General features: G+C 66.3%; 16 protein-coding genes. 5 read left to right on the forward strand and 11 right to left on the reverse strand.

The features are described from left to right. Nucleotides 1–2 precede the first annotated feature (2 nt). The 6 genes from AC3DEZ_RS16490 to AC3DEZ_RS16515 form a co-directional block, all read right to left on the reverse strand. Nucleotides 3–1643 (reverse strand): alkaline phosphatase D family protein, encoded by a 1641-nt coding sequence (locus tag AC3DEZ_RS16490; RefSeq protein ID WP_488389187.1) that lies wholly within the window; start codon nt 1641–1643, stop codon nt 3–5. Then, entirely contained in the window at nt 1640–2848 is a 1209-nt protein-coding gene (locus AC3DEZ_RS16495) for a hypothetical protein (RefSeq protein ID WP_488389188.1), read from the reverse strand. Before AC3DEZ_RS16495 ends, AC3DEZ_RS16490 begins: the two co-directional genes overlap by 4 nt. A 108-nt stretch (nt 2849–2956) precedes the next feature. Beyond that, nucleotides 2957–6214: an outer membrane beta-barrel protein gene (locus AC3DEZ_RS16500; protein ID WP_488389189.1), complete on the reverse strand. Its 3258-nt coding sequence runs from the start codon at nt 6212–6214 to the stop codon at nt 2957–2959. A gap of 89 nt (nt 6215–6303) precedes the next feature. After that, complete coding sequence (locus AC3DEZ_RS16505) at nt 6304–7233, reverse strand: FecR family protein (RefSeq protein ID WP_488389190.1); 930 nt, start codon at nt 7231–7233, stop codon at nt 6304–6306. Between the two features lie 28 nt (nt 7234–7261). Further along, nucleotides 7262–7831, reverse strand: a complete 570-nt coding sequence (locus tag AC3DEZ_RS16510; RefSeq protein ID WP_488389191.1) for an RNA polymerase sigma factor — start codon at nt 7829–7831, stop codon at nt 7262–7264. A 257-nt stretch (nt 7832–8088) separates the two neighbouring features. Beyond that, nucleotides 8089–8346, reverse strand: coding sequence for a heavy-metal-associated domain-containing protein (locus tag AC3DEZ_RS16515; protein ID WP_488389192.1), 258 nt, complete (start codon nt 8344–8346; stop codon nt 8089–8091). A gap of 158 nt (nt 8347–8504) precedes the next feature. Here AC3DEZ_RS16515 and AC3DEZ_RS16520 point away from each other — a divergent pair, with 158 nt between their 5' ends. Next, nucleotides 8505–10934: a heavy metal translocating P-type ATPase gene (locus AC3DEZ_RS16520; RefSeq protein ID WP_488389193.1), complete on the forward strand. Its 2430-nt coding sequence runs from the start codon at nt 8505–8507 to the stop codon at nt 10932–10934. 9 nt (nt 10935–10943) lie between these two features. Then, nucleotides 10944–11399 carry a Cu(I)-responsive transcriptional regulator gene (gene cueR / locus AC3DEZ_RS16525; protein ID WP_488389194.1) on the forward strand — a complete coding sequence of 152 codons (456 nt, stop codon included), beginning with the start codon at nt 10944–10946 and terminating at the stop codon, nt 11397–11399. Nucleotides 11400–11519: 120 nt separating this feature from the next. Here cueR and AC3DEZ_RS16530 read toward each other — a convergent pair whose 3' ends face one another. Then, entirely contained in the window at nt 11520–13397 is a 1878-nt protein-coding gene (locus AC3DEZ_RS16530) for a CocE/NonD family hydrolase (protein WP_488389326.1), read from the reverse strand. Nucleotides 13398–13758: 361 nt separating this feature from the next. Between AC3DEZ_RS16530 and AC3DEZ_RS16535 the strand changes: the two genes are divergently transcribed. The 3 genes from AC3DEZ_RS16535 (at nt 13759) to AC3DEZ_RS16545 (ending at nt 16059) form a co-directional block, all read left to right on the forward strand. Beyond that, nucleotides 13759–14718, forward strand: coding sequence for an alpha/beta fold hydrolase (locus tag AC3DEZ_RS16535; protein ID WP_488389195.1), 960 nt, complete (start codon nt 13759–13761; stop codon nt 14716–14718). An 88-nt stretch (nt 14719–14806) separates the two neighbouring features. Then, nucleotides 14807–15340 carry a GFA family protein gene (locus AC3DEZ_RS16540; RefSeq protein WP_488389196.1) on the forward strand — a complete coding sequence of 178 codons (534 nt, stop codon included), beginning with the start codon at nt 14807–14809 and terminating at the stop codon, nt 15338–15340. Nucleotides 15341–15627: 287 nt separating this feature from the next. Next, nucleotides 15628–16059: a CBS domain-containing protein gene (locus AC3DEZ_RS16545; RefSeq protein ID WP_488389197.1), complete on the forward strand. Its 432-nt coding sequence runs from the start codon at nt 15628–15630 to the stop codon at nt 16057–16059. A gap of 88 nt (nt 16060–16147) precedes the next feature. On the opposite strand, the gene AC3DEZ_RS16550 is transcribed toward AC3DEZ_RS16545, so the two are convergent. From AC3DEZ_RS16550 to AC3DEZ_RS16565, 4 genes are all read right to left on the reverse strand, one after another. Beyond that, a complete protein-coding gene (locus AC3DEZ_RS16550) occupies nt 16148–18817 on the reverse strand; it encodes a TonB-dependent receptor (RefSeq protein WP_488389198.1) in 2670 nt (889 codons plus the stop codon). A gap of 66 nt (nt 18818–18883) precedes the next feature. After that, nucleotides 18884–20101 (reverse strand): MFS transporter, encoded by a 1218-nt coding sequence (locus AC3DEZ_RS16555; RefSeq protein ID WP_488389199.1) that lies wholly within the window; start codon nt 20099–20101, stop codon nt 18884–18886. 17 nt (nt 20102–20118) lie between these two features. After that, nucleotides 20119–21066: a carbohydrate kinase family protein gene (locus AC3DEZ_RS16560; RefSeq protein ID WP_488389200.1), complete on the reverse strand. Its 948-nt coding sequence runs from the start codon at nt 21064–21066 to the stop codon at nt 20119–20121. 61 nt (nt 21067–21127) lie between these two features. Then, nucleotides 21128–22378: an ROK family transcriptional regulator gene (locus AC3DEZ_RS16565; RefSeq protein WP_488389201.1), complete on the reverse strand. Its 1251-nt coding sequence runs from the start codon at nt 22376–22378 to the stop codon at nt 21128–21130. Nucleotides 22379–22435: the final 57 nt, after the last annotated feature.

Consider the following 22435-nt stretch of genomic DNA (forward strand, 5'->3'; position numbering starts at 1 on the left):
GATCAGGCGCCGAACCGGCGCCGTCCGCGTTCGACGGCCAGGCGATGCGTGCCCGCCAGTTCGAGGCTGCGCGCCTTGATCGTGCGCATGAACACCCATTCCCCGGTCACCCGTTGCGGGGTGATGTCGATCATCATGTAGCCGCGCCGGCTGGTGTCGGCCCACGCCAGTTCCGGATTGGTGGCGACGAACGCGCGCGCCACGTCGGCGGGATCCGCGGCCAGCGATCCCTCCATGCCATTGGACGTGACGCTGTGCCCGGCGAACTCCACGCCCGCCGCCCGTCCATCCTCCGCGAGCGAATACGCCCAGGCGTTGTGGCTGTCGCCGGCCAGCATCACCAGATCGGCGTCGGCCTGCTGGGCGGCGTGCAGCAGGCGCGATCGGGCCGCGGGGTAGCCGTCCCAACGGTCCATCCACATCGGCACGCCCAGCCGCGAAGCGCGCACGTCCCTGCGGAACTTGCCGGCGACCCGTTCGCCGGCTTCGGGACGAACCCAGCCCGGCATCTGCTCCGGCATCAGGGTACGTCCGATGATCGTGCCCATGCCGACCAGTTGCCAGGTGGATGCGGCGCTGTTGCGGCGGAACTCGTGGGCCAGCCAGGATTCCTGCGCGGATCCGAGCATGGTGGCGGTCGGATCCCGCCACGCGCCGTCGCGGAAGTGGCGCAGGGCGGCGTCGGGATCCGCGGCCTGGTGTGCGGTGGCCAGTTCCGCGGCGGCCGGGCGCGTGCGGGCGAGCACCCGCGATTCGGTGCGATAGAGCGTGGCCAGCGAACCGATCGGGTAGCTCTTCCAGGGTTCCTCGGAGACCGGCAGCCATTCGCGGTAAGCCTGCATGGCGGCCGCGCGGCGGGTGTTCCAATCGCCCTCGGACGCCTGGTGGTTCTGCGCGCCGCCTTCCCAGCTGTCATTGGTGATCTCGTGGTCGTCCCAGAGCGCGATCATCGGCGCCATCTGGTGCAGCTTCTGCAGATCCGGGTCCGCCCGATAGCAGGCGAAGCGCAGGCGATAGTCGGCCAGACTGATCATCTCGTGGTCATGCGCGGGCATGACGTCGCGATCGGCGATGCGGTCGGGCTCCTTGTACGACGCGATGCCGTACTCGTAGATGTAGTCGCCCACGTGCAACCAGAGATCGATGTCATCGCGCGCGGCCGCGTGCGCGTAGGCGTTGAACCAGCCCATCGGCAGGTTGGAACAGGAGAACAGCCCCAGCCCGAAGCGGGCGACCGGCCCCTCGGGAAGGGTGCGGGTGCGCCCGACCGGCGAGCGGGCGCCATCCGGAGCGATGAAGCGATACCAGTACGTCGTGCCGGGACGCAGGCCGTCCACCGTCAGCTTGGCCGTCCAGTCGCGATGGGCAGCGGTGCGCAGGCTGCCGCCGGACACCACCCGGATGAAATCGGCGTCCAGCGCCACTTCCACATCCAGTCGTACTTCTTCGACGCCACCGGCCGGCACATAGCGCGTCCACAGCAGCATCGAATCCGGTCCCGGTTCGCCGCTGGCCACGTTGTGGGTGAAGCCGCGCGCGCCCAGCAGTTCCGTGGCAAGACCGCGTCCGCCGGGAAGCATCAGGGCGCCCAGCCCCAGGGTGCCGCCGATGATCAGGCGCCGACGTTCGATGTTGATGCTCATGGCAGTTCCTCCGCGCTCGCCGGCACGAACGGCATCCGCGCGTCGCCCGTCCAGCGCACCAGTTCGAGATCGGCGGTCTGCGCGTTGCGGCCGCCGGCATTGCGCGCCAGGTAGAACAGGCCACGCCCGATCGGTTGCAGGCCCACGTCGGCTTTCTGGTGCCAGCCGCGCAGGCCGGTCGCGGTGTCTTCCAGGCCGTCATCGGCCAGCGCGAGCAGGTGTCCCTGTTCCCGGCCTTCGCCATCCGCGTCCGGTACACCGGCGAGGTCGCCCGTCACCGGTACCGCGTCCGCATCGATCGCGAACAGCGAGTAGTTGGGAAACGACGCCTTCCTGCCCGGATAGACGCCCAGCAACCAACGTCCCGGCGTTGCGTCGTAAGCCAGGTTCTGCACGCCGTAGGTGGTGTTGCCGGTCCGGACGAAGTACTTGCCGTGCGGCGTCCGTGGGCCGTTGCGATGTGGCGCGGTTTCGCTCAAAGGCCTGGCCAGCCGATTCCAGTCGCCCACGTCGTACTGGAGCAGCACCTGGTGATCGTTGTCCGTGCGATCGGGATTGCCGTAGATGCCATAGGCGACGGTCAGCAGGGCGGGGCCCTCCCGATGCCCGAAGGCCGGACCGAAGCTGACGCCGTCGATGCCGGAGCAGCCATAGCGATGATCCCGGGTATCGGCGACATCGCCGTCGAAGCGCCCGTTACCATCCATGTCGGCGGCGTAGTCGCGCGCGACTTCCCGCAGGTAGACGGTGCGCAGGATGTCCGCTTCGCCGGTGTTCACGCCGACGCGATCGATCCGGTTCACGTCGATGACCGCGATGTAGAACGCCGCATGGTCCTTGTATTCGAGCGAACCGTAGACCTTGCCATCGGCGGGATTGAAGTCGAGGTCGCCCAGATGGCCGGTCCAGCCCACGAGCGTACCGACCAATCTGCCGCTGAAGTCATACCGGGCAAGCAGGTTGGTGAACGAGTAGTAGATATATCCGCCCTGCAGATCCACGGCGATGCCCTGCACGTGGCCGGAAGGCCAGGTGCCACCGTTCTGCGTCAGCGGTGGTCGCGGCGCGAAGGTCCCGGACGCGGAGCTGGCCATCACGCCCGCAGCGGGCGCCAGCAGCAGCGCCACGAGCAGGCATGCGCGGGCCAGGCGGGGCCGATGGAGAAGGGGATCGACGAACGTGCGGGCGGAGCGGGGAAGCGGCATTGGGGGAACCGGCGGGGGCGTGGGCGGATGGCGGGCGCGGGCGTCCGCCTCCGGACAGAAGAAACCCCGTGGCCATGCGATTGAAGGCGCGGCCGCGGGGACAGGCGATCAGAACCGGGCCTTGATCCCGAAATTCCACATGGAGCCGTAGACCGTGTATTGCTGGACCCGGCCGGGAACGTTGGAATAGATGACGTCGGGTTCGTTGAAGATGTTGCGGCCGGCGATCTGCAGTTCGATGTTGTCGGTGAGCTTGTAGCTGGCGCTGATGTTCCAGAGCTCGCGCGGCGTGTGGTAGAGGATGCCGTTGTTGGCGGTGGTCGGCGTGTTGCCCAGCGCGCTGACCCGGTACTCGCCCTGGCGGTTGCCGTTGATCTGCAGATCGAAGCGGCCGTAGTTGTAGCGGATGCCCCAGTTGGCCGCCTGTTCGGGCATGTTCTGGCGTTCGCCGTCCGGTTTGACCCGGGTGTACGAGCCATACAGGCTGAGACCGCGGAAGGCGCCGGGCAGGAAGGTCAGCTGCTGGCTGTACTCCAGGGTCAGGCCCTCGTTGGTGCTGGTGCCCGGCAGGTTCTGCGCGCTGCGGAAGGTGTAGCCGGAATACTCATCGGGATCGAAGCCGACATCCTCGGGGTCGACCGTGATGCCGGTGACCTGCATGTCCTTCATGTCCAGCCTGTAGTAGGAAAGGCCGACGATGCCGGACGGTTCCAGGTAGTACTGCAGACTGGCGTAGTACTTGGTGGAATGCTCGGGCTTGAGCAGCGGATTCGGCACGGTGACGATCAAGGTGTCGTCGTTCACCGACACCACGCCGCCCAGGTTGCCGTAGTCGGGGCGCAGGATGGACTGGCTGAAGGCCAGTTGGCCGACCAGACGTTCGCTGAAGTCGTACTTGATGCCGCCACTGAGGAACCAGTCTTCGTATTCGCCGCGGCGCATGGAGTAGGCGCCGTTGTTGTACTGGTACAGCAGGCCCTCGACGGTGTTGACCGACAGGCCGGCCTCGGTCACTTCGCTGAGCGGACGGACGTTGGCGACCCGCGCGGCGGTGCGGGTTTTCTCGTAGCGCAGGCCCAGGTCGAAGCGCGCGGCGCCGACGCGGGTCTGGGCCTCGATGTACGCCGCATCGACCTGCTCCTGGATGTGCTTGTTGTTGTCGAGCACCCGCTTCAGGTTGCCCACCGTATCCGGTACGAAGTACTCCGGGTGCGACCGGTAGATGTCGTACATCGCGTAGTGGCTGTCCGCGCGCCAGTTCTGCGCGTTCATGTTGCCGGCGTCGAAACCGTGGATGGCGAACTGGTAGTTGTGGGTCCAGGGAATGACCGCCGCCGGATCCCGCTGGCTGAGATCGCCGTTGGGCCCGACGTACTGGAACTGCTGGTAGGAGCCTTCGTTGGTCCGCCAGTCGTTGCTTCGGCTGCCCATGCCCCCCATCAGGGTGATGGGCTGGTCGAGGACGGTGAGCCGTTTCTTCAGATCCAGATAGGCGCCGTACTGATCGTTGACGGCATCGGATTCCGCGGTGCGGATGTTGTTGCCGACGTCCGCATCGCGGTTGAAACTGGTCGGGTCGCCCCAGGGGCGGCCGGCGGTCTGGTTCAGGGTCCAGGCATTGGAGCTTTCATTGGGCCGATCCATCGTGAAGCCGATGCCGGTCAGCCAGTTGTCCGTGCGCTGGAAGAATCCCTCGCTGTTGTCGCGGAAGTTGAATTCGGAGCGGGAGTAGCTGCCGCGCAGCGTGGCTTCCAGGGTTTCGCCCTTGAATTCGAGCTTGGGCGCGATGGTGTAGGTCGGCGTGCCCGCGTAGCGGTGCGAGTACTCGGTGCGCAGGCGGGTGTTGTTGCCGTTGGGATTCACCACGATGTGGGTGGGCGTGGAATCCGGCGTGGCGTACGAGGCCGTGGGCGTGCCGAAATACAGGAACGTGTACTGGTTGAAGTACTCCACGTCGTAGAGCGAATAGGTGCTGCGCAGCGAGAACACCAGTTCGTCGGTGATCTGGTAGTCGGTGCTCAGGTTGGCGGCGGTGCGGCTGGTCATCTTCGGGCCTGGCCGCCACATCACCCGGTACGGCATGACCCGGCCGTCCGCCAGGTACGACCAGTCGGTCTGGATGCGGTCCTGCTGCACGTAGTTGGCGTTGTAGCTGGTGTTGAACTCCACGCCCAGGCGCCCCTCCATGAACACGTCGCCGAAGCCGAACTGGGCGGACGGGTACAGGGTGGAATGCTTGCGGTCGTCGGGAAAGTATTTGCGCGCCAGGGTGGAATCGGACGTGCCCACGCCACCCAGCTGGGCGACGATCTGGCGGCCGGTGCGGTTGAAGGCGTACTTGCTGCGCAGATTGATCTGGCCGCCGGGAGAGTCGGCGTCCATGCTGGCGGTCAGCGTGTTGTTCAGCTCGATCGATTCGATGCCGGTGATCGACATCTGTTCGAACGAGTTCTGCCGGCCGGTGTTGTTGTTGGAAGTGGCGGTCGCCATGCGGGCGCCGTCGATGGTGAAAGTCGAATACTTCGGGTCCAGGCCGCCGATGCGTACCGCGGTGGCGTCCACCTCGGTGTAGTCCAGCGAGATGCCCGGCATGGATTTCATGAATTCGCCCACGTCGCCCATGGTGAGCGCACCGTAGTTGTCGGCGGCGACCACGTTCTTGGCGTTCATCGCCGCCCGACGTTCCATGATCGCGCTGGCCTGGCCTTCGCGCTTGGCGGTGACCATGATCATGTCCATCTCGGTGGCGCCGCCGCCGGCGGCCGCGTAGGACGGCACTTTCAGTTCGACATCCAGCGTGGCGACCTCGCCACCGGTGACCGTGGTCGTGGTCCTGGCCTCCTGCAGGCCGGTGTACCGGACCACGAGAGTGTGTTCACCCGCCGGGACGCCGGCCAGTCGGAAGTTGCCGCCGTCGCCCGAGTAGGTGACCAGCGTCGAGCCTTCCACGCGGACCTCCGCATTGCGCACGTATTCGCCGGTCGCGGTGTTGAGGATGCGGCCACGCACGCCGCCGCTGCCGGTTTTCTGTTCCGGACGGGAGCGCTCCGGATGGGTGGCGTCCGTCTTCTGCAGCAGGATGACGCCGCCCTCGTCGGATTTGATCTCCAGTCCGGTGTCCCGCAGCAGCTGGTTCAGCGCGTCACGCGCATCCATCTCGCCGGTGATGTCCGGCGTGGTGATGCCGTCCAGCGAGCCGGCCGGCGCGATGATCTGCAATTGGGCCTGTCGCGCCAGCTCCGGAATCGCGGTGACGGCCGGCTGGGCGGGGACTTCGAACTTGCGCTGTTGCGCCATCGCCTGCGGGGAGCAGGCGATGGCGGCGGCGATGGCACTGGTCAACAGGACTTTCTTGTAGCGGGTCATGGTTTGTGGGTTCTCGGCAAGCGGCTGAGGAGCGTTACTGAGAACAAAGAGCCGCGGCGGATGCGCGTTCCGCTATCTGTCAAAAAAATTTAATGCGCCCGGGCGACGACGATGCGGCCATCCTCGCGGCGCACATCCGCATCGAACACTTCGGCGATCGCGCGACTGAAGCCCAGCGGGTTGTGGGTGGCGAACAGCCCGGTGACCTGCATGCGCGCCAGTTCCGGATCCGCGATGACGATGGGCGTGTCGCTGTAGCGCGCGTAGAGGACGGCGGCTTCGGCCAGGGTTTCGCCCTGCAGCGCGATCTTGCCCTCCCGCCATGCCAGTTCGCGTCCCATCTGCCCGGCGGGGAGCGTGGTGGGCTGCCAGGTGCGCGCATCGTCATCGCGCAGCGATAGCCCGGTGTTCGCGCCCAGCGACAGCCGCCCGCGCGAGGGCTGCATGGCCTCCACGCGTCCCTCCTGCACGAGAATCTGGACGGGCAGGCCCTCAAGCTTGCGCACGATGAAACTCGCCTGAGTGGCGGCCAGTTGCCGGCCATCGACTTCGACCAGCGTGGGATCGGACGCGTTGGCGTCCTCGACCAGCATCTCGCCGCGCAGGAGCCGGATCCGTTTGCGTCCATGCTCGTCGTAGACCTGGATGCGGGTATCCGTATTGAGCGTGACCGTGGTGCCGTCGCCCAGCGGCACCATGCGCATCTCGCCCTTGGCCGTGGCGTAGGCGCTGGGCATCTGCAGTGTCACCGCGAGCGCCACGACCAGGAACAGCGAGGCCGCCAGCGCGCCGCCCCATTCCATCCACCGCCGGTGTCCGCGGTTGCGGGGGCGGGGCGGGGCGGCTGCGCCGGGAGGCAGGAAGTCCGCCGGATCGTAGTGGGGCCCCAGCGCCCGCGCCGATTCGCTGCGCAGCCAGATGGCCTTGGCGCGCATGAACGCACCCAGGCGCCGGCGGTCGCCGGCGAGCCATGTGTCCAGGGCCTGGTTCTCGCGTTCGGACAGGGGCTCGCGATCCATCCTCGCCACCCATCGCGCCGCGGTTTCCTCAATGTTCTGGCTGGTTTCGCGCTCTTCCACTGGCACGCCTTCTTTCCCGCTCCAATTGACTAGAGGTTTTGGCGGGCGGGTTTCCGCCACTGGCGAACCAATCGTTCAGCCAGCGGATGCCCCGGACGATGTGCTTCTCCACCGTGTTCTCCGAAATTCCCATCCGCGCCGCGATTTCCCGCTGCGGCAACCCGCGTATCCGGCGCAGCACGAATGCCTCGCGGGTCTGGCCGGGCATGCTGGCGATCACCCGCGCCAGCTGGCGCAGATCGTCGTGTGCGATGGCGCTTTGTTCCGGGGTCGCGGCCTCGTCGGCGAACTCCACCGTGCCCAGGTCCTCGACCGCCAGGATCGACACGATCCGCGCCCGGCGGATGTTGCGGATGACCAGCGAATGGGCGACCTGGAACAGATAGGCACGCGGATTCAGGATGTCGTCCACGCGCTCGCGTTCGGCCAGCACGGCATAGCTTTCCTGGACGATGTCCTCGAGGTCGAACGCGGCCGCCGCGCCCCGGCGTGACAGCCACTGCCTCAGCGCCGCTTCGTGCGGCAGGATGTGGTGCATGAACCAGCGCGTCCTCTCGACATCATCCGGGGCGCTTTCCCTGCCATCCCCTGTCCCGGTTCGATCAGACACCCACGCCCCTCCCTCATCCGCCGTCCGGCAAATCCGGTGGATGCTAGGGGGCGCAGATGAAAGTAGTGTTGCAACCGCGCGATGCGACGCCGCGCCCGGGACGCCGGCATCCATGACGCGGATGCCTTGGAGTGTCCGGCACGGGGATCGCCGTACCCGGCCGGCGCCCCCGTGGAGCAAAGGCCTCAGGCGGCCTTGCAACTGCCGCAGCACTGACCCGCATTCGCGGACGCGCCGCTCTCCGAAGCATCGCTGCCGACAACGGCATAACCCTGGGCGGCAAGCGCTTCGGTCGCTTCCGCGAGGTGGATGCCGCCCTGGACCATGACGGTCTTGCCGGACAGATCCACGGAGACCAGCGCGTCGGGATCCAGTGCCTGGAGCGCGTAAGTGATGGTGCGGACGCAGTGCCCGCAGGTCATGCCTTCGACAATGAGTTTCATGGTGACTCGGATGAGATGACCGGCCCATCGCCGGCGGGAGCACTGTCGGGCTTGCCCCCATGGGAAGGTCAACGGTCGATTCCGGCAGCGGTGGAGCGGTTGACCTTCCCACGATGGGAAGCTGCAAGGTGCCGGCATTCCCACGATGGATTGCCCTGATGAATGCATCTCCGAACCACACCGCGGCCGCGTCCCGGAACGGGTCCGACGAGCGGTTCCGCTTCGGTATCGCCGGCATGACCTGCGCGTCCTGCGTGGGGCGCGTCGAACGCAGACTGCGCGCCGTGCCGGGTGTGACCGATGTGTCGGTCAACCTGGCCACCGAAACCGCCGAAGTGCGCTCGGCGCAGCCGCTGGCCCTGAAAACCCTGGACGCCGCGGTACGCCAGGCCGGCTACGAAGTCGCCACCCGTGAAGTCGAGCTGTCGCTGCAGGGCATGACCTGCGCCTCCTGCGTGTCGCGGATCGAACGCGCGCTCAACGGTGTGCCCGGCGTGGCGGATGCGACCGTCAACCTGGCCACCGAACGCGCGCGCGTCCTCGCCACTCATCAGGCCAGCGATGCAGAACTGGTCGCCGCGGTGGTGGCGGCCGGCTACGGTGCATCCGTCAGCGCGCAGGCCCCGGACGAGGCCGGCAAGGAAGGACGGGAAATCTCCCGCGAGGTCTGGCACCTGCGGTTCGCGTTGCTGCTCTCGCTTCCGCTGGCGCTGCCGATGATCGCGCTGCTGTGGGGCGAACACTGGATGTTGCCGGGCTGGCTGCAGTTCGCCCTGGCGACGCCGGTGCAGTTCTGGCTCGGCGCGCGGTTCTACAAGGCGGGCTGGAAGGCGCTGAAGGCGCGGACCGGCAACATGGATCTGCTGGTCGCGCTGGGCACCAGCGCCGGTTACGGCCTGAGTGTCTACCACCTGTTGGCGGGCACCTCCCATCACGGTGCACAGCCCCTGTACTTCGAGGCCTCGGCGGTCATCATCACCCTGATCCTCATGGGCAAATGGCTGGAGGCGCGCGCCAAGCGGCAGACCACGGAAGCGATCCGTGCCTTGCAGGCGCTGCGTCCCGCGACCGCGCGCGTGCGTCGCCCGCAAGGGGACGTGAATCTGCCGATCGACGAGGTCCGGGTGGGTGACGTCGTGCTGGTGCGGCCCGGCGAACAGATTCCGGTGGACGGAGAACTGCTCGAAGGCCGGACGCACGCCGATGAATCCCTGATCACCGGCGAATCGCTGCCGGTCGCCAAGAACCCCGGTGATCGCGTGACCGGTGGCGCCGTCAACGGCGAAGGCACGATCGCGGTGACGACCACGGCGGTCGGCGCGGAAAGCGCGCTGGCGCGGATCATCCGTCTGGTCGAGGATGCGCAGGCGCGCAAGGCGCCGATACAGCGGGTGGTGGATCGCGTCAGCGCGGTGTTCGTGCCGGTGGTGATCGCCATCGCGCTGGCGACGCTGATCGGGTGGGGCGTTGTCACCGGCGATTGGAACCAGGCGATCCTCAATGCGGTGGCGGTGCTGGTGATCGCGTGTCCTTGCGCCCTGGGCCTGGCCACGCCCACCGCGATCATGGCAGGCACCGGCGTGGCGGCCCGGGCCGGCATCCTGTTCAAGGATGCGCAGGCGCTGGAAATGGCCCGCAAAGTCACGATCGTCGCGTTCGACAAGACCGGCACCCTGACCCGGGGACGTCCGGTGCTGACTGAACGGATTCCGGCGCACGGAACGGAGGAAGCGCTGCTGGCGCTGGCCGCCGCGTTGCAGGCCGGCAGCGAGCACCCGCTCGCGCGGGCGGTGCTCGCGGCGACGGAGGCGCAGGTGGTGACCGCCGCGGCGGACATCCAGGCGTTGGCCGGACGCGGCCTGACCGGACGGGTGGCCGGGCGCGACGTGTGGCTGGGCAGCACGCAGTTGATGCGCGAGCTGGGCATCGATCTGGCTTCGCTGGATGCGCAGGCCGAGCGGCTTGGCGCGTCCGGACACACCGTGTCGTGGCTGGCGGAAGAGCAGGGCGGCCAGCGCCATCTGCGCGGCCTGCTCGCATTCCGGGACGAACCCCGCGAGAGCGCGGCCGATGCGATCGCCCGTCTGCATGCGATGGGGCTGCGCACGGTGATGATCTCGGGCGACAACGCGGGCGCCGCGCAGGCCGTCGCCACCCGTCTCGGCATCGACGAAGTGCGCGCCAACGTGCTGCCTGATGGCAAGGCGGAGGTCATCGGCCAGTTGCAGGAGGCGGGCACGGTGGCCATGGTCGGCGATGGCATCAACGACGCGCCGGCGCTCGCCGCGGCGTCGGTGGGCCTGGCGATGGGATCGGGCACCGACGTGGCGATGCACGCCGCCGGTGTGACCCTGATGCGATCGGATCCGCGCCTGGTCGCGGCCGCCATGGAAATCTCGCGCCGGACGACCGGCAAGATCCACCAGAACCTGTTCTGGGCATTCGCCTACAACGTGGTGGGCATTCCGCTGGCGGCCTTCGGCCTGCTCAACCCGGTGCTGGCGGGCGCGGCCATGGCCTTGTCCTCGCTCAGCGTGCTCGCCAATACCTTGCTTTTGCGCCGTTGGCATCCCACCTTGGATGCCTAGGAGACTTCCATGCCCCGACCTGCATCGACATCACGGCCGGAACTGGCCGAGGCCCGCCAGCAGGGCCTGCACAATATCGGCGAGGCCGCCGCGCTCAGCGGGGTCAGCGCCAAGATGATCCGGCACTACGAGAGCATCGGGCTGCTGGCGCCCGTGGGGCGCACCTTCGCCGGCTATCGGGTCTACCCGGACAACGACGTGCACCGCCTGCGTTTCATCAAGCGCGCACGCCTGCTGGGATTCCCCATCAAGCAGATCGAAGTGCTGCTCGGACTGTGGGACAACCGGACCCGGGCCAGCGCCGAGGTCAAGAAACTCGCCCGTGCGCACGCCGACGATCTGGGCAGCAAGATCGCGGAAATGCAGGCCATGCAGCAGACCCTGCTGGATCTGGCCGAACGCTGCCATGGCGATGATCGGCCGGAATGTCCGATTCTGGAAGACCTGGCCACGCCACGCCCATGATGTACGGAAACGTCATCACTTCCGGAAAGGTCCGGACGACGTTCCGTCGGCATCCGCCGCAATCGAGGTTCGCCCGGCCAGATGGCCGGGCGTGCGTCTGCCGGGAACGTCGTTCGTAGCTCAGTAGACAGGCAATTCGATCGAACTCGCCGCTTCCGGCGTGTGCCAGATCCGCTGCGTCGCCTTCCGGTAGTCCGCCGGCCTGGCGAAGTAGACGTTCGGCACGAAGGTCTGCGGATTGCGGTCATACAGCGGGAACAGGGTCGATTGCACCTGCACCATCACCCGATGGCCCGGCAGGAACACATGATTGGCCTCCGGCAGTGCGAAGCGATAGGGCAGGGTCTGGTCGGAGGGAATCGCCCTGGCCCGCTCGAAACTCTCGCGGTAGCGCCCACGGAAGATCGCCAGCGATACCGGCAACTGGAACCCGCCCATCTCGGGCGACGAGGCGACCTGATCGGGATAGACATCGATCAGCTTGACCACCCAGTCGCTGTCGCTGCCGCTGGTCGACGCCTGCAGGTTGACCCACGGCGTGCCGGCGATGCGCAGCGGCTCGGCCAGCGGTTCGGTGATGAAGGTCAGCACGTCCGGCCGCCCATCGACAAAGCGCTGATCCTTGACCAGCCAGGTCGTCCACATGTCGCGATCGCCGAAGCGCACGGGACGCGGCGCGAACGGCACCGGCTTGGCGGGATCGGAGACGTACTCCTCGAAATCGCCTTCACCGTTCGATGGTGGCTGGAACGAGAGCTGTCCTCCCGCACGCAGGTACAGCGGCCGGGCAGGCGAGGCGCAGCCCTGGGCGCAGCTGCGCGGCCACTGCTGCAGGCGATCCCAGTGATCTTCGCCGGTGTTGTAGACCAGCACCGGCGGCGTGTCCGCCTTAGGCGCGCCCTCGATCAGATACTGGTCGAAGAAGGGCTTGAGCACGTCACGGCGGAACTGCAACGCGGTGTCACCGTCGAATTTCAGCGCACCCAGGTTGCGCGCCTCGTAGTTGACCTGGCTGTGCCGCCACGGACCCATCACCAGGTAGTTGAGGTTGTTGCCGGTGTCGCGCGACTCCATCGCCTGGTAGCTGTGGTTCGCGCCCCACATGTCTTCCTGGTCCCACAGGCCCTGCAGCCACATCGTCGGCACCTTCAGCGGCGTGGCGGCCATCTTCCGATCCAGCGCCTGCTCCTGCCAGAACGCATCATAGGCGGGATGCTCGGTCATCTTCCGCCACCACGGAATCTGTTCCAGCCCGTTGGCACGCGCGTAATCGCCGGCCGAACCGGCGCGCAGGAACGTCGTGTAGTCGTCCAGCCCCTGGCCGGGAAGCGACACGCCTTTGCCTCGCTTGGTCAACTGGCCTGTGAAGTAGCCGAAATTGACCTGCCGGAACGCGCCGTAGTTCAACCAGTCGTCGCCCATCCAGCCATCGATCATCGGGCTCTGGGGCGCCGCCACTTTAAGCGCGGGATGCGGGTCGGTGAGCGCCATCACCACGGTGAAGCCCTCGTACGAAGAACCCAGCATGCCGACACGTCCATTGGATTCCGGTACATGCTTGACCAGCCACTCGATGGTGTCCCAGGCATCCGTGGCGTGATCGACCCTGGTCGGATTCAACGGCCCGCGCAGCGGGCGGGTCATCACGTAGTCGCCCTGGGATCCGTACTTGCCGCGCACATCCTGGAACACACGGATGTAGCCGCCACGTACAAACACTTCATCGCCCTGCGGCAGGATGTCGATCATCCGCGGCGATTCCGTGCGCTGGGCGCGGCCGGCCGCGTCGTACGGCGTGCGGGTCAGCAGCATGGGTGCGTTCTTCGCTCCCTTGGGCACGACGATAACCGTGTAGAGTTTGACGCCGTCGCGCATCGGCACCATGACCACGCGCTTGTCATGGTCGAAGCCGTCTTTCGAAACGGCGAATTCCTTGCCGGTGATGTCCGGCGTCATCGCCGGTGTCTGCGCCATCGCGCCCACCGAGGGGAGGATCATCGCCAGTACCGCCAGCCCGCGGCGCCACGTGGCCTTGCACGTCATCTTCATGGAGTTTCCCGGTTCCGGTTTCGCAACTTGCCGATTAGACAGCGCAAGGTCGTCCGGGGCCAGTGCTGGGGGCGCCAGCCGGATTCCGCGAGGCGGGGAAATGGACGAGGCCTGACGACCACAAGCCTGACTTGGCCTGAAGGACCGCATTCGCATGGTCGGTCCCGCGCCCGCCCGGAGATGATGCCGGTCGGGTTACTCGCCGCCGCCCATCGAACGCAAGCCGAGCGTTGCGGATGATCGTGTACTGGAAGCGTTGGACCTGGTTTCCCCCTTTCAACAGACAATGCCGCTGGCGGCAGGTGCAGAGATGAATCGACGGAACTTTCTGGGGGCATGCGTGATGTTCACGGGTGCCGGCGCCTTTGCCGGATCCCGCGCGGAACACTCCAGGAACAGGAGAGCGCTGGATACCGCGAAGTTCGCCGCACTCCGCCGCTTTGCCGATACGTCTTTCGGGCGGATTGCCTATGTAGCGCAGGGCGATGGCCCGGCGGCCCTGTTCCTCCACGGATTCCCGTTGAACGGCTTTCACTGGCGCGGCGCGCTCGACCGCCTTTCACCTTATCGGCGATGCATCGCACCGGATTTCATGGGACTTGGATACACGGAGGTTTCCGGGCAGCAGGATCTGTCCCCGCGAGCGCAGGCCGACATGCTTGCGGCGCTTCTCGACCACCTCCGGATTCCGTCCGTGGATCTGGTCGCCAACGACAGCGGAGGAACGATCGCGCAGCTCTTCGCGGTGCGGCATCCGGACCGGGTCCGCACGATGCTCCTGACCAACTGCGATGTCCACGAGAACTGTCCGCCGGCGCAGATGCGCAATTCGATCAATGCGGCCAAGGCGGGCACCTATGACCGGAAGATGCAGCGGCACCTGGACGACCGCGTCCATGCCCGCTCGGAGAAGGGCATCTTCGGTTCGGCCTACATGACGCCAGCCGCCGTCGCGGATGACGCGATCGAATACTACTTCCGGCCTCTCGTCGCTTCTCCATCGCGCAGGGCGCAGCTCAATCGCTACCTGGCGGCACTTGAATCCAATCCCTTGCTCGCGATCGTGTCCGATCTGCGCCAGCTGAACGCCCCCACCCGCATGGCATGGGGGACTGCCGATCCCCTGTTTCCCGTCGCATGGGCTCACTGGCTCGATGAAACCTTGCCCGGATCCCGCGGGATCCGGCTTGTCGAAGGCGGAAAGCTGTTCTGGCCGGAGGAAATGCCGCAGATGGTCGCCGAGGAAGCGCGCGCGCTCTGGGGCGTCTAGGGGCGATTCCAGGAACCGTGGCGATCAGCGTGTCGAAATCGCATCTCCCGGTTCGTCGATGAACTGAATCCATGACAGAAGGCCCGACATGCCGACCCTGCCTCTCGCCTGTGCCTGCGGCCGACTCAATCTGAGCGTCCGGGGAAACCCCATCACCAGCGTCGAGTGCCATTGCGACAGTTGCCGCGCGGCCGCCGCGAGGCTGGAGAAATTGCCGTGCGCACGTCCCATGCTCGACCCGCGGGGCGGGACGCGATTCGTCCTGTACCGGAAGGACCGCGTCCAGTTCACCGCCGGCGCGGATCAGCTGAAGGAATTCCGCCTCTCGAACGGCGCGGCAACCCGGCGCGTTGTCGCCACCTGCTGCAATACGCCCGTGTTCCTCGAGTTCGAGGGCGGACATTGGCTGAGCCTGTATGGTGGCCTGTGGCCCGACGGTACGTTGCCGCCGCTGGAAATGCGCACGATGACCGGCGATCTGCCGGACGCGTCGGTCCTGCCCAGCGACGTTCCCAATCTCAAGCGCCAGTCCGGCGTGTTCTTTGCCAGGCTGTTGAAGGCATGGATCGCCATGGGGTTCCGCAGTCCCCGCATCGCGGTAAGCGGCGAAGTCCATGCCTGAGGCCGGGGCCGGGGCCGGGGCCGGGGACGGAGGCTGGGGCATCGATGCGGAATCTGAACTGATGCCTGCCGCAGCGACACCACTGTCTGGATTGCGTCGCTACCACCGGCGCAGGATGGCGTGCCAGATCGCTTGCCGCGCGCAGGGAACATGCGCATTGCCTACATCCGTGGAAGGGTGAATTCCCTTCCGGCCGTCTAGTGAGGCGGGTGGGCAGGTCATAGAGTCTGGACACACAACACGGGCAACGCACCTGATGGGTGCAACCCGACCAGCCAGAGACCCCCATGAAAATTCGTGAACTCCTGAAGTCCAAACCCGGCGATGTGGTCACCATCGATGTCGGGGATACCATCGGCGCTGCTGCCAGGAAGATGACCGCCCACAAGATTGCGGCACTGGTCGTGACCCGCCTGGCGCACCCCGTTGGCGTCGTGTCCGAACAGGACGTCGTGGCCGCGGTGGCGGAACACGGCACACAGGCCGGTGAGCGGCCCCTGAGCCGGCTGGTGGAAACCACCATCGAAAGCATCACGCCCGACAGCACGCTGAAACAGGCGATGTCGATGATGACCCATGCGCGCCTGCGTCATCTGCCCGTGATCAGCGACGATGAGCTGGTGGGCATCGTCAGCCTGGGCGACATCGTCAAGAACCGGCTGGACGAGCTTTCGCTCGAACGGGACGTCTTGCGCGACATCTACATCGCCGCGCATTGATTGACATGGCATGAGACCAGAAAACCGCCCCTGAGGGCGGTTTTTCGGGGCAACGGGTGACCATGCCGGCCAACCGGCAACGACGGCATCAGTAGTCGAAGCGGACGCGCAGGCCGACCGTGCGCGGGTCGTTCCAGTAGGCGCGGATGAAGCCGCCGGCATCGTCGGCCCAGTTCTTGGTCATCTTGTCGGTGGCGTTGAGCACGTACAGCTCCGCGCGCCAGAACGACGGCGACTGCAGGCTCAGACTGGCGTCGATCGTGGCGTAAGCCTCCTGTCCATCCGAGATGTGCGCGTTATCCAGGTTGCGCAGGGTGAAGTACATCTTGTCCTGCCACTTGACGTTGAGCCAGGGCACCAGCTCGTAACCATTGCCGAACTTGAACGTGTGGGACACGTTGACGCCGGCGGTGAACTTCGGGGTCATCGGCAGGTGGTTGCCGGTGATGTCGTAGATCTGCCGGCCCGCGAACTCGGGGTTGGGACCGGTGTAGGGATCCGGACAGGGCACGGCGCCGAATTCTTCGCGCACGCCGCAGTTCCACTCATCGCTGAAGCTGGGATAGTCCTTGATCTTGCTGTTGATGTACGAGAAGAAGCCGCCGATGCGGGTGTGGGCCGTGGGCAGGTAGTCGAACTCCACTTCCACGCCCGGGATGTTCACGGTGCCGACATTGACGGTCTGCCACTTCTTGACCACGTCGCAGGTCGGGTCCCATTCCGGACAGGGTTCGTTGACAATCACCTTGGCGGCGAAGAAGTCGCCGGTCACCTGCATGTCCTTGTAGCGGCTGTAGAACGCGGTGACGGACAGGCTCAGGCGCTTGTCCAGCAGCAGGCCCTTGTAGCCGAATTCCAGGTTGGTGACGGTTTCCGGCCGGTACGGGAAGAAGGTGTAGTGCGGGCCCGGGGGACCATCCACGCAGACCTTGCCATCGCAGGCATCGTCCTTGTCACCGAAGCCGCCGGCCTTGTAACCGGTGGACAACGAGGTGAACAGGATCTCGTTTTCGGACAGATCCTTGGTCAGGCCCAGGCGATAGGTGAACTTGCGCCAGGAATCGGAATGAGCGTTTTCTGCTGGCGGTCCCCACAGCCGATAGGCGCCGATGCCGGCGAACGGTCCCATTCCTTCGGTCAGGTCACGGCCGTTGTGGGGGCGGAAGCCTGGCTCGCCGGGGGTGCCCGGGTTGTAAAGGCCGTTGTAGTAAGCCGTCGATGTGGTGTCCCAGCCGCCGTATACCTGGCCGCCGCGATCGGTCTTGGAGTCACGGCTGAAGCGCGCGCCGAAGGTCGCCGTCCAGGTGGGGGCGAAGCGCCAGTCGGCCTGGGAGAAGATCGCCTTGGCGTCGATCTGGCGATTGGGCTGATGGTAGAACTGGCTGATCGGATAGCCGAACGGCGCGTTGACCAGCATTTCCTGCGCATAGTCGATGGAGTTCTTCTCGTGCATCCAGAACAGGCCGGACACCAGGTTCAGGCGCTCGCCCTGGTGCTTGAACTGAAGTTCGTGCACGAACGACTTGTATTCCGAGTCCAGGGTGATGGAAGTGTTGTCGCGCACCGGCCAGACGCCCCAGTCGCCGTCGGCCGGCACCGGCAGGGTGGCGGTGACCTGCGAGGGAATCTCGTGGTAGCCGCCGTCATCGTCCGAGATCTGGAAGCGCTGCTGCTTGGCGAACGCCACGCTGTATTCGATGCTGTTGGTATCGCTGAGATACCAGTTGAGGTTCGAGCGCACCGTGTCGATGGACATGTCGGTCCGGCCGGGCACGTTGATTTTCACGTCCCACTTGCCGCCCGTGCACGCGAAACGGGTACCGGCCGCCTGCTTGCAGTCCTTCAGCCCCACCTGGCCCGCGCCGGAATTCTGGAACTTCTCGTAGGCCAGCAGCCACTCGACGTTGTCGGTGATGGCGAAGCGAGCCGCGATGCGGGCCGCCCATTCGTCCCGGTTGTAGTAGTACTTGCTGCGCGGAACCTTGACGTTGCGGCGTTGATCCACGTCCGGGATGCCGTCTGCGATGAAACCCCGCTCGGGGATGTCGACGTCGGTGAAGTCCTGCTGCTGATCGATCCAGCCATCGCGCTCGACCTTGGTGGCGGCCACGCGCAGGGCGAAGCGATCGTTCACCGCGAGGTTCTGGATCAGGTTGATCTGGCGCAGGTTGTAGCTGCCCAGCTCGATCTCGGTGCTGCCGAAACTGGAATCGAAACGCGGCTTGGCCGGGATGATGTTGATGCTGCCGCCGGTCGAATTGCGACCGAACAGGGTGCCCTGCGGACCGCGAAGCACTTCGACCTGGTCCACGTCGAACATCAGTGCCAGCGCGCCTTGCGGGCGCGGAGAATACAGTCCGGCCACATGCAGGCCCACGGCCGGATCGCCGATCTCGGTGAAGTTGTTGGCGCCGATGCCGCGGATGCTGACCTGCACGCCGGAGTCCGGGCCGGCGGCGATCTGCAGGTTGGGCATCTTGCCGGACAGGCCGCGCACGTCGCGGATGCCCTCGCGGGTCAACGCCTCCTGGGTGACGGCGGTGACGGTCACCGGCGTCTTCAGCAGGTCCGAATCGAGGCGGGTGGCGGACACCCGCACGGTCTGCAGCGTGGTCGGAGCATCGTCACTGGCGGCTTGCGGATCCCCGCTGGCGTCGGTGGACTGCGCCAGGACCGGGGCGGTGGCACAGCTGAGCAGTACCGCTGCCACCGCGACGGCGATGCCGGTCGGTCGAACAGCGCTGGGATGCTTTTTCATCATGGGCTCCTGGTTGTACGGCGACTCGGGCCGGCGGGCCCGTGCGATGGCGGTGTGGCTGCCCGGTCAGGGCGAAGCGGGGGTGTTTTTTGCGGAGTACAGGGTCTGGTTGCGCACCAGTGGCCTGGCCCAGGCACTGACACTGAGGATGTAGAGCAGGGGAATGAAGACCAGCGACAGACCGACGCGCAGGCCCCAGTGGTCGGCGACGACACCGATCAGCAGCGGCACGATGGCGCCGCCGAGGATGCCGCTGCACAGGATCCCCGAGAACGCGCCGTGATGCTGGCGCACCGAGTTCAGTCCCAGCGAGAAGATCACCGAGAACATCACCGACAAGAAAAAACCCGCAGCGGGAAACGCCAGTGGAGAGACGGCTGCAGGGCCGAAAAGCGCGAGCGCGAGGCAGGCGATGGCCAGAACGGAAAACATCGCCAGCACGAGTTTCGAATCCAGCAGCTTCAGCAGGCCCAGGCCGGCCAGGCAGCCCAGCGACATCAGGCCCCAGAAGCGGCTGACGGCGACGGCCCCCTGTTCGGTGGCCGACAGGCCGTGATAGCTGTGCAGGAACTGCGACATCCAGTTGGCGATGGACTGCTCGGTGCCGACATAGGCCACGATCGCCAGGAAGAACAGGCGGACGTCGCGACGGCGCAGCAAGCCGCGGTAGACGTCGCGGCTGCCGGCGCGCTCGTCTTCCTTCAACTCCACCGTCGGCAACGGCAGCTTGTGGTTGAGCAGGGCCAGCAGCACGAAAGCGGCGCTGAAGTACCAGTAGAACGTCAGCCAGGCCAGCGGCTGTCCTTCCATGCCGGGACGCTGCATGTAGAGCCGGAAGACCAGCGGGCTGAGGAAGGACGCCAGCCCGAACACCAGCTGCGCCATCACCGAGAAGAACGCGAAGTGCTCCTCGCCTCCGGCGGTGCGCATCAGTGGGTTGATCACGACCTGCAACAACGCCATGCCCAGGCCGATGACGAACAGGCCGGCCACGACCGAGACGTAGCCGGGGATCAGGGCGATGGCCAGCGCGCCAATGAAATTCAGCGTGAAGGCAGTGAACAGGGTGAAGCGCGTGCCGCGGATCTCGATCAGCATCCCGCCCGGGATCGAGACCAGGCCGTAGGCGAGGAAAAAGGAGAACGGCATGAAGCCGGCCATGGTCAGGCTCAGCTTGAAATCCTGGATGGCGATCGGCATCAGCGGCCCGATCAGGTTGGTGATGAACGAGATCGCGAACCAGATCAGGAGGATGTAGCTGATGATCATCGGCCGATGCTTCATGATCGTGTCTCCGGAACTCAGGGTTGCGGTTGCAGGCAGTGGGAGAGTTCGCCCGCCGCGATGCGCTTGCGCGGAAAGCGCGGCAGGATCGCCGCGGCGGTCCGGCAGCCGGCGCCGAGTGCGTCCCGCAGGCCTGCACGGTTCAGCCGCGCCGCGAGGTAACCGGTGTTGAAGCTGTCGCCGGCGCCCACCGTGTCGAAGATCCCCGACGCGACTTCGGTGGCGTAGTAGGTGCTCTGGCCATCGACATGGCCCAGCGCGCCGGCGGCGCCCAGCTTGATGATCAGATGGGCGCCGGGCTTGAGCAGGCGGGCGATGTGCTCCACGGCAAGCGTCAGCTCCTGGGTGCCGGCGATGCTCGTCGCCTCGAGCTCGTTGATCAGCAGGTGGTCGCATTGGGCCAGCCAGCCTTCGACTTCCTCGTGTACCCGGGTTGTCCAGCCTTCCGGTGGCCAGCCGGGATCCAGTGCCACCTGATAGCCCCTGGCCGAAGCCTGGGCCAACAGCGCGTCGTAGTGTTCGCGCAGTCCCGGCAACAGGAAGGGAGCCGTGAAGAGGGCGATGCTGCCAGCCGGCGCCTGCGGGAGGTGTGCCAGCACGAAGGCCGGGGTCAAATGCTGCAGGTGCCCATAACTGGTGAAGAACGTGCGCTCGCCATCGGCATGCATCAGACCCACCGACATGGTGGTGTCGCTGGCACAGGTCTGCAGTTCGATCGGAATGCCGGCCAGCTGCAGCCGTAGCCACTGCGCAAGGTCATCGTCACCGATTGCGCCGATCAGCCGGGGGCTGAGCCCGAGATGGCGGGCCGCCAGCGCGGAATTGGCCGCCGAGCCTCCGGCACGCAGCTCGCTGCGTGGCAGCAACTGCTCGGTGCCGATCTTGGGCCAGCTCTTCAACGTGCCCAGAACCAGGTCCACGCTGACGTCACCGATGATGCTGAATTGGGGCTGATCGTGCTTCATGGGGCCGACTATAGGCACCCCAATCCGACCCTGTCAATAAAAATATCCAGTGGAAGTTTAATTAAATGCGACGCCCGCCATTGGCCGGGCGATGGCCGAGCAGTTCCGCTGTCTGGACGTCGCCCAGGTCGTCCTTCTGCAGGACCTGCAGGCGTGGGGAGAGCAGTTCGTGGATGGGCAGCACCGCGGCGCCCAGCAGCGAGCAATCCTCCTCGCGCTGGGAAATCATCACCCGCGGCAGTTCCGGGGCGGGGCGGCCGCGTACCGAGCGGTGCAGCGGCTGCGCCAGCTCGACCAGACGCCGGACCAGCTTCTGCGGCGCGGAGCCGCCGATGACGATGGTCTGCGGGTCGAGCATGTTCTCGATCATGCAGATGGCATCGCGCAGGCGCTGGGCGGCCTGTCGGCACCACTGCTGAAGGGGCAGATCGTCCACGTCGTCCAGCCGGTCGAGCAGGTCCGGCGTCCGGATCTGCCCGTCATCCAGCCCCAGCGCCTCGGCCAGCGAGTGCAGGGACAGGTAACGCTCCAGGCAGCCCTGGTTGCCGCAGTAGCAGGGCGTGCCGCCGGGAACGACCGGCACGTGGCCGATCTCGGTGGCGTTGCCGTCGGCGCCCCGGTAAGTGTTGCGGCCGACGATCAGGGATCCGCCCAGACCCATGCTCAGGTGCAGATAGAAGAACGTGTCCAGATGCCGGGCAACGCCGTACAGGGTCTCGCCCAGTGCGCCTGCGACACTGTCGACGCTGTGGAACAAGGGCAGGCCGGTGGCTTCCTGCAACTGGTCGAGGATGGACAGGTCCTTCCAGCCCTCCAGTGCGGTGGGGCCGACGAAGCTGAGCTCGGTATCACCCAGCGGGCCGGGCAGGGCCACACCGATGCCCCACAGTCGGGCATTGGCCTGGCGGCGCAGGTTGGCCACCAGTTCCAGCAGGCCGGCCAGCAGCTGCGGCCGATCACACCCCTGCAACTGCACTTCGAAACGGGCGTCGATCCGGCCCACCAGGTTCACCAGCGCGCCGGAGGCGCGGCCCGGTTCCAGACTGATTCCGATGGATTGGCCCGCGTCGGGGTTGATCTCGAAAGCGATGGGCGGTTGGCCGCGGGTCTTCAGGTCCTTCTGCCGACGGGAAACGATCAGGCCGATGGATTCCAGCTCATTGGTGATGTTCGCCACCGTCTGCGGGCTGAGCGAGACCTTTTCCTGGATGTCCTTGCGCGACGCCGCACCGTGCTGGCGGATGAAATCCAGCACGAGACGGCGGTTGTAGGGGGCGCTGGATTGCTGGGTGGCGCCGCGGCCAATGTTCATAGGCGTTGAAACCGGTTGAGCGTAGGGGAGGGGAGGCAACAGTCTGTATATTCATAC

Source organism: Pseudoxanthomonas sp. 134C1, from assembly GCF_057773065.1.

Coding starts and splice junctions, on each gene's coding strand:
- AC3DEZ_RS16490 (WP_488389187.1), bottom strand. CDS start 1,643: ATGAGCATCAACATCGAACGTCGGCGCCTGATCATCGGCGGCACCCTG.
- AC3DEZ_RS16495 (WP_488389188.1), bottom strand. CDS start 2,848: ATGCCGCTTCCCCGCTCCGCCCGCACGTTCGTCGATCCCCTTCTCCAT.
- AC3DEZ_RS16500 (WP_488389189.1), bottom strand. CDS start 6,214: ATGACCCGCTACAAGAAAGTCCTGTTGACCAGTGCCATCGCCGCCGCC.
- AC3DEZ_RS16505 (WP_488389190.1), bottom strand. CDS start 7,233: ATGGATCGCGAGCCCCTGTCCGAACGCGAGAACCAGGCCCTGGACACA.
- AC3DEZ_RS16510 (WP_488389191.1), bottom strand. CDS start 7,831: ATGCACCACATCCTGCCGCACGAAGCGGCGCTGAGGCAGTGGCTGTCA.
- AC3DEZ_RS16515 (WP_488389192.1), bottom strand. CDS start 8,346: ATGAAACTCATTGTCGAAGGCATGACCTGCGGGCACTGCGTCCGCACC.
- AC3DEZ_RS16520 (WP_488389193.1), top strand. CDS start 8,505: ATGAATGCATCTCCGAACCACACCGCGGCCGCGTCCCGGAACGGGTCC.
- cueR (WP_488389194.1), top strand. CDS start 10,944: ATGCCCCGACCTGCATCGACATCACGGCCGGAACTGGCCGAGGCCCGC.
- AC3DEZ_RS16530 (WP_488389326.1), bottom strand. CDS start 13,397: ATGATCCTCCCCTCGGTGGGCGCGATGGCGCAGACACCGGCGATGACG.
- AC3DEZ_RS16535 (WP_488389195.1), top strand. CDS start 13,759: ATGAATCGACGGAACTTTCTGGGGGCATGCGTGATGTTCACGGGTGCC.
- AC3DEZ_RS16540 (WP_488389196.1), top strand. CDS start 14,807: ATGCCGACCCTGCCTCTCGCCTGTGCCTGCGGCCGACTCAATCTGAGC.
- AC3DEZ_RS16545 (WP_488389197.1), top strand. CDS start 15,628: ATGAAAATTCGTGAACTCCTGAAGTCCAAACCCGGCGATGTGGTCACC.
- AC3DEZ_RS16550 (WP_488389198.1), bottom strand. CDS start 18,817: ATGAAAAAGCATCCCAGCGCTGTTCGACCGACCGGCATCGCCGTCGCG.
- AC3DEZ_RS16555 (WP_488389199.1), bottom strand. CDS start 20,101: ATGAAGCATCGGCCGATGATCATCAGCTACATCCTCCTGATCTGGTTC.
- AC3DEZ_RS16560 (WP_488389200.1), bottom strand. CDS start 21,066: ATGAAGCACGATCAGCCCCAATTCAGCATCATCGGTGACGTCAGCGTG.
- AC3DEZ_RS16565 (WP_488389201.1), bottom strand. CDS start 22,378: ATGAACATTGGCCGCGGCGCCACCCAGCAATCCAGCGCCCCCTACAAC.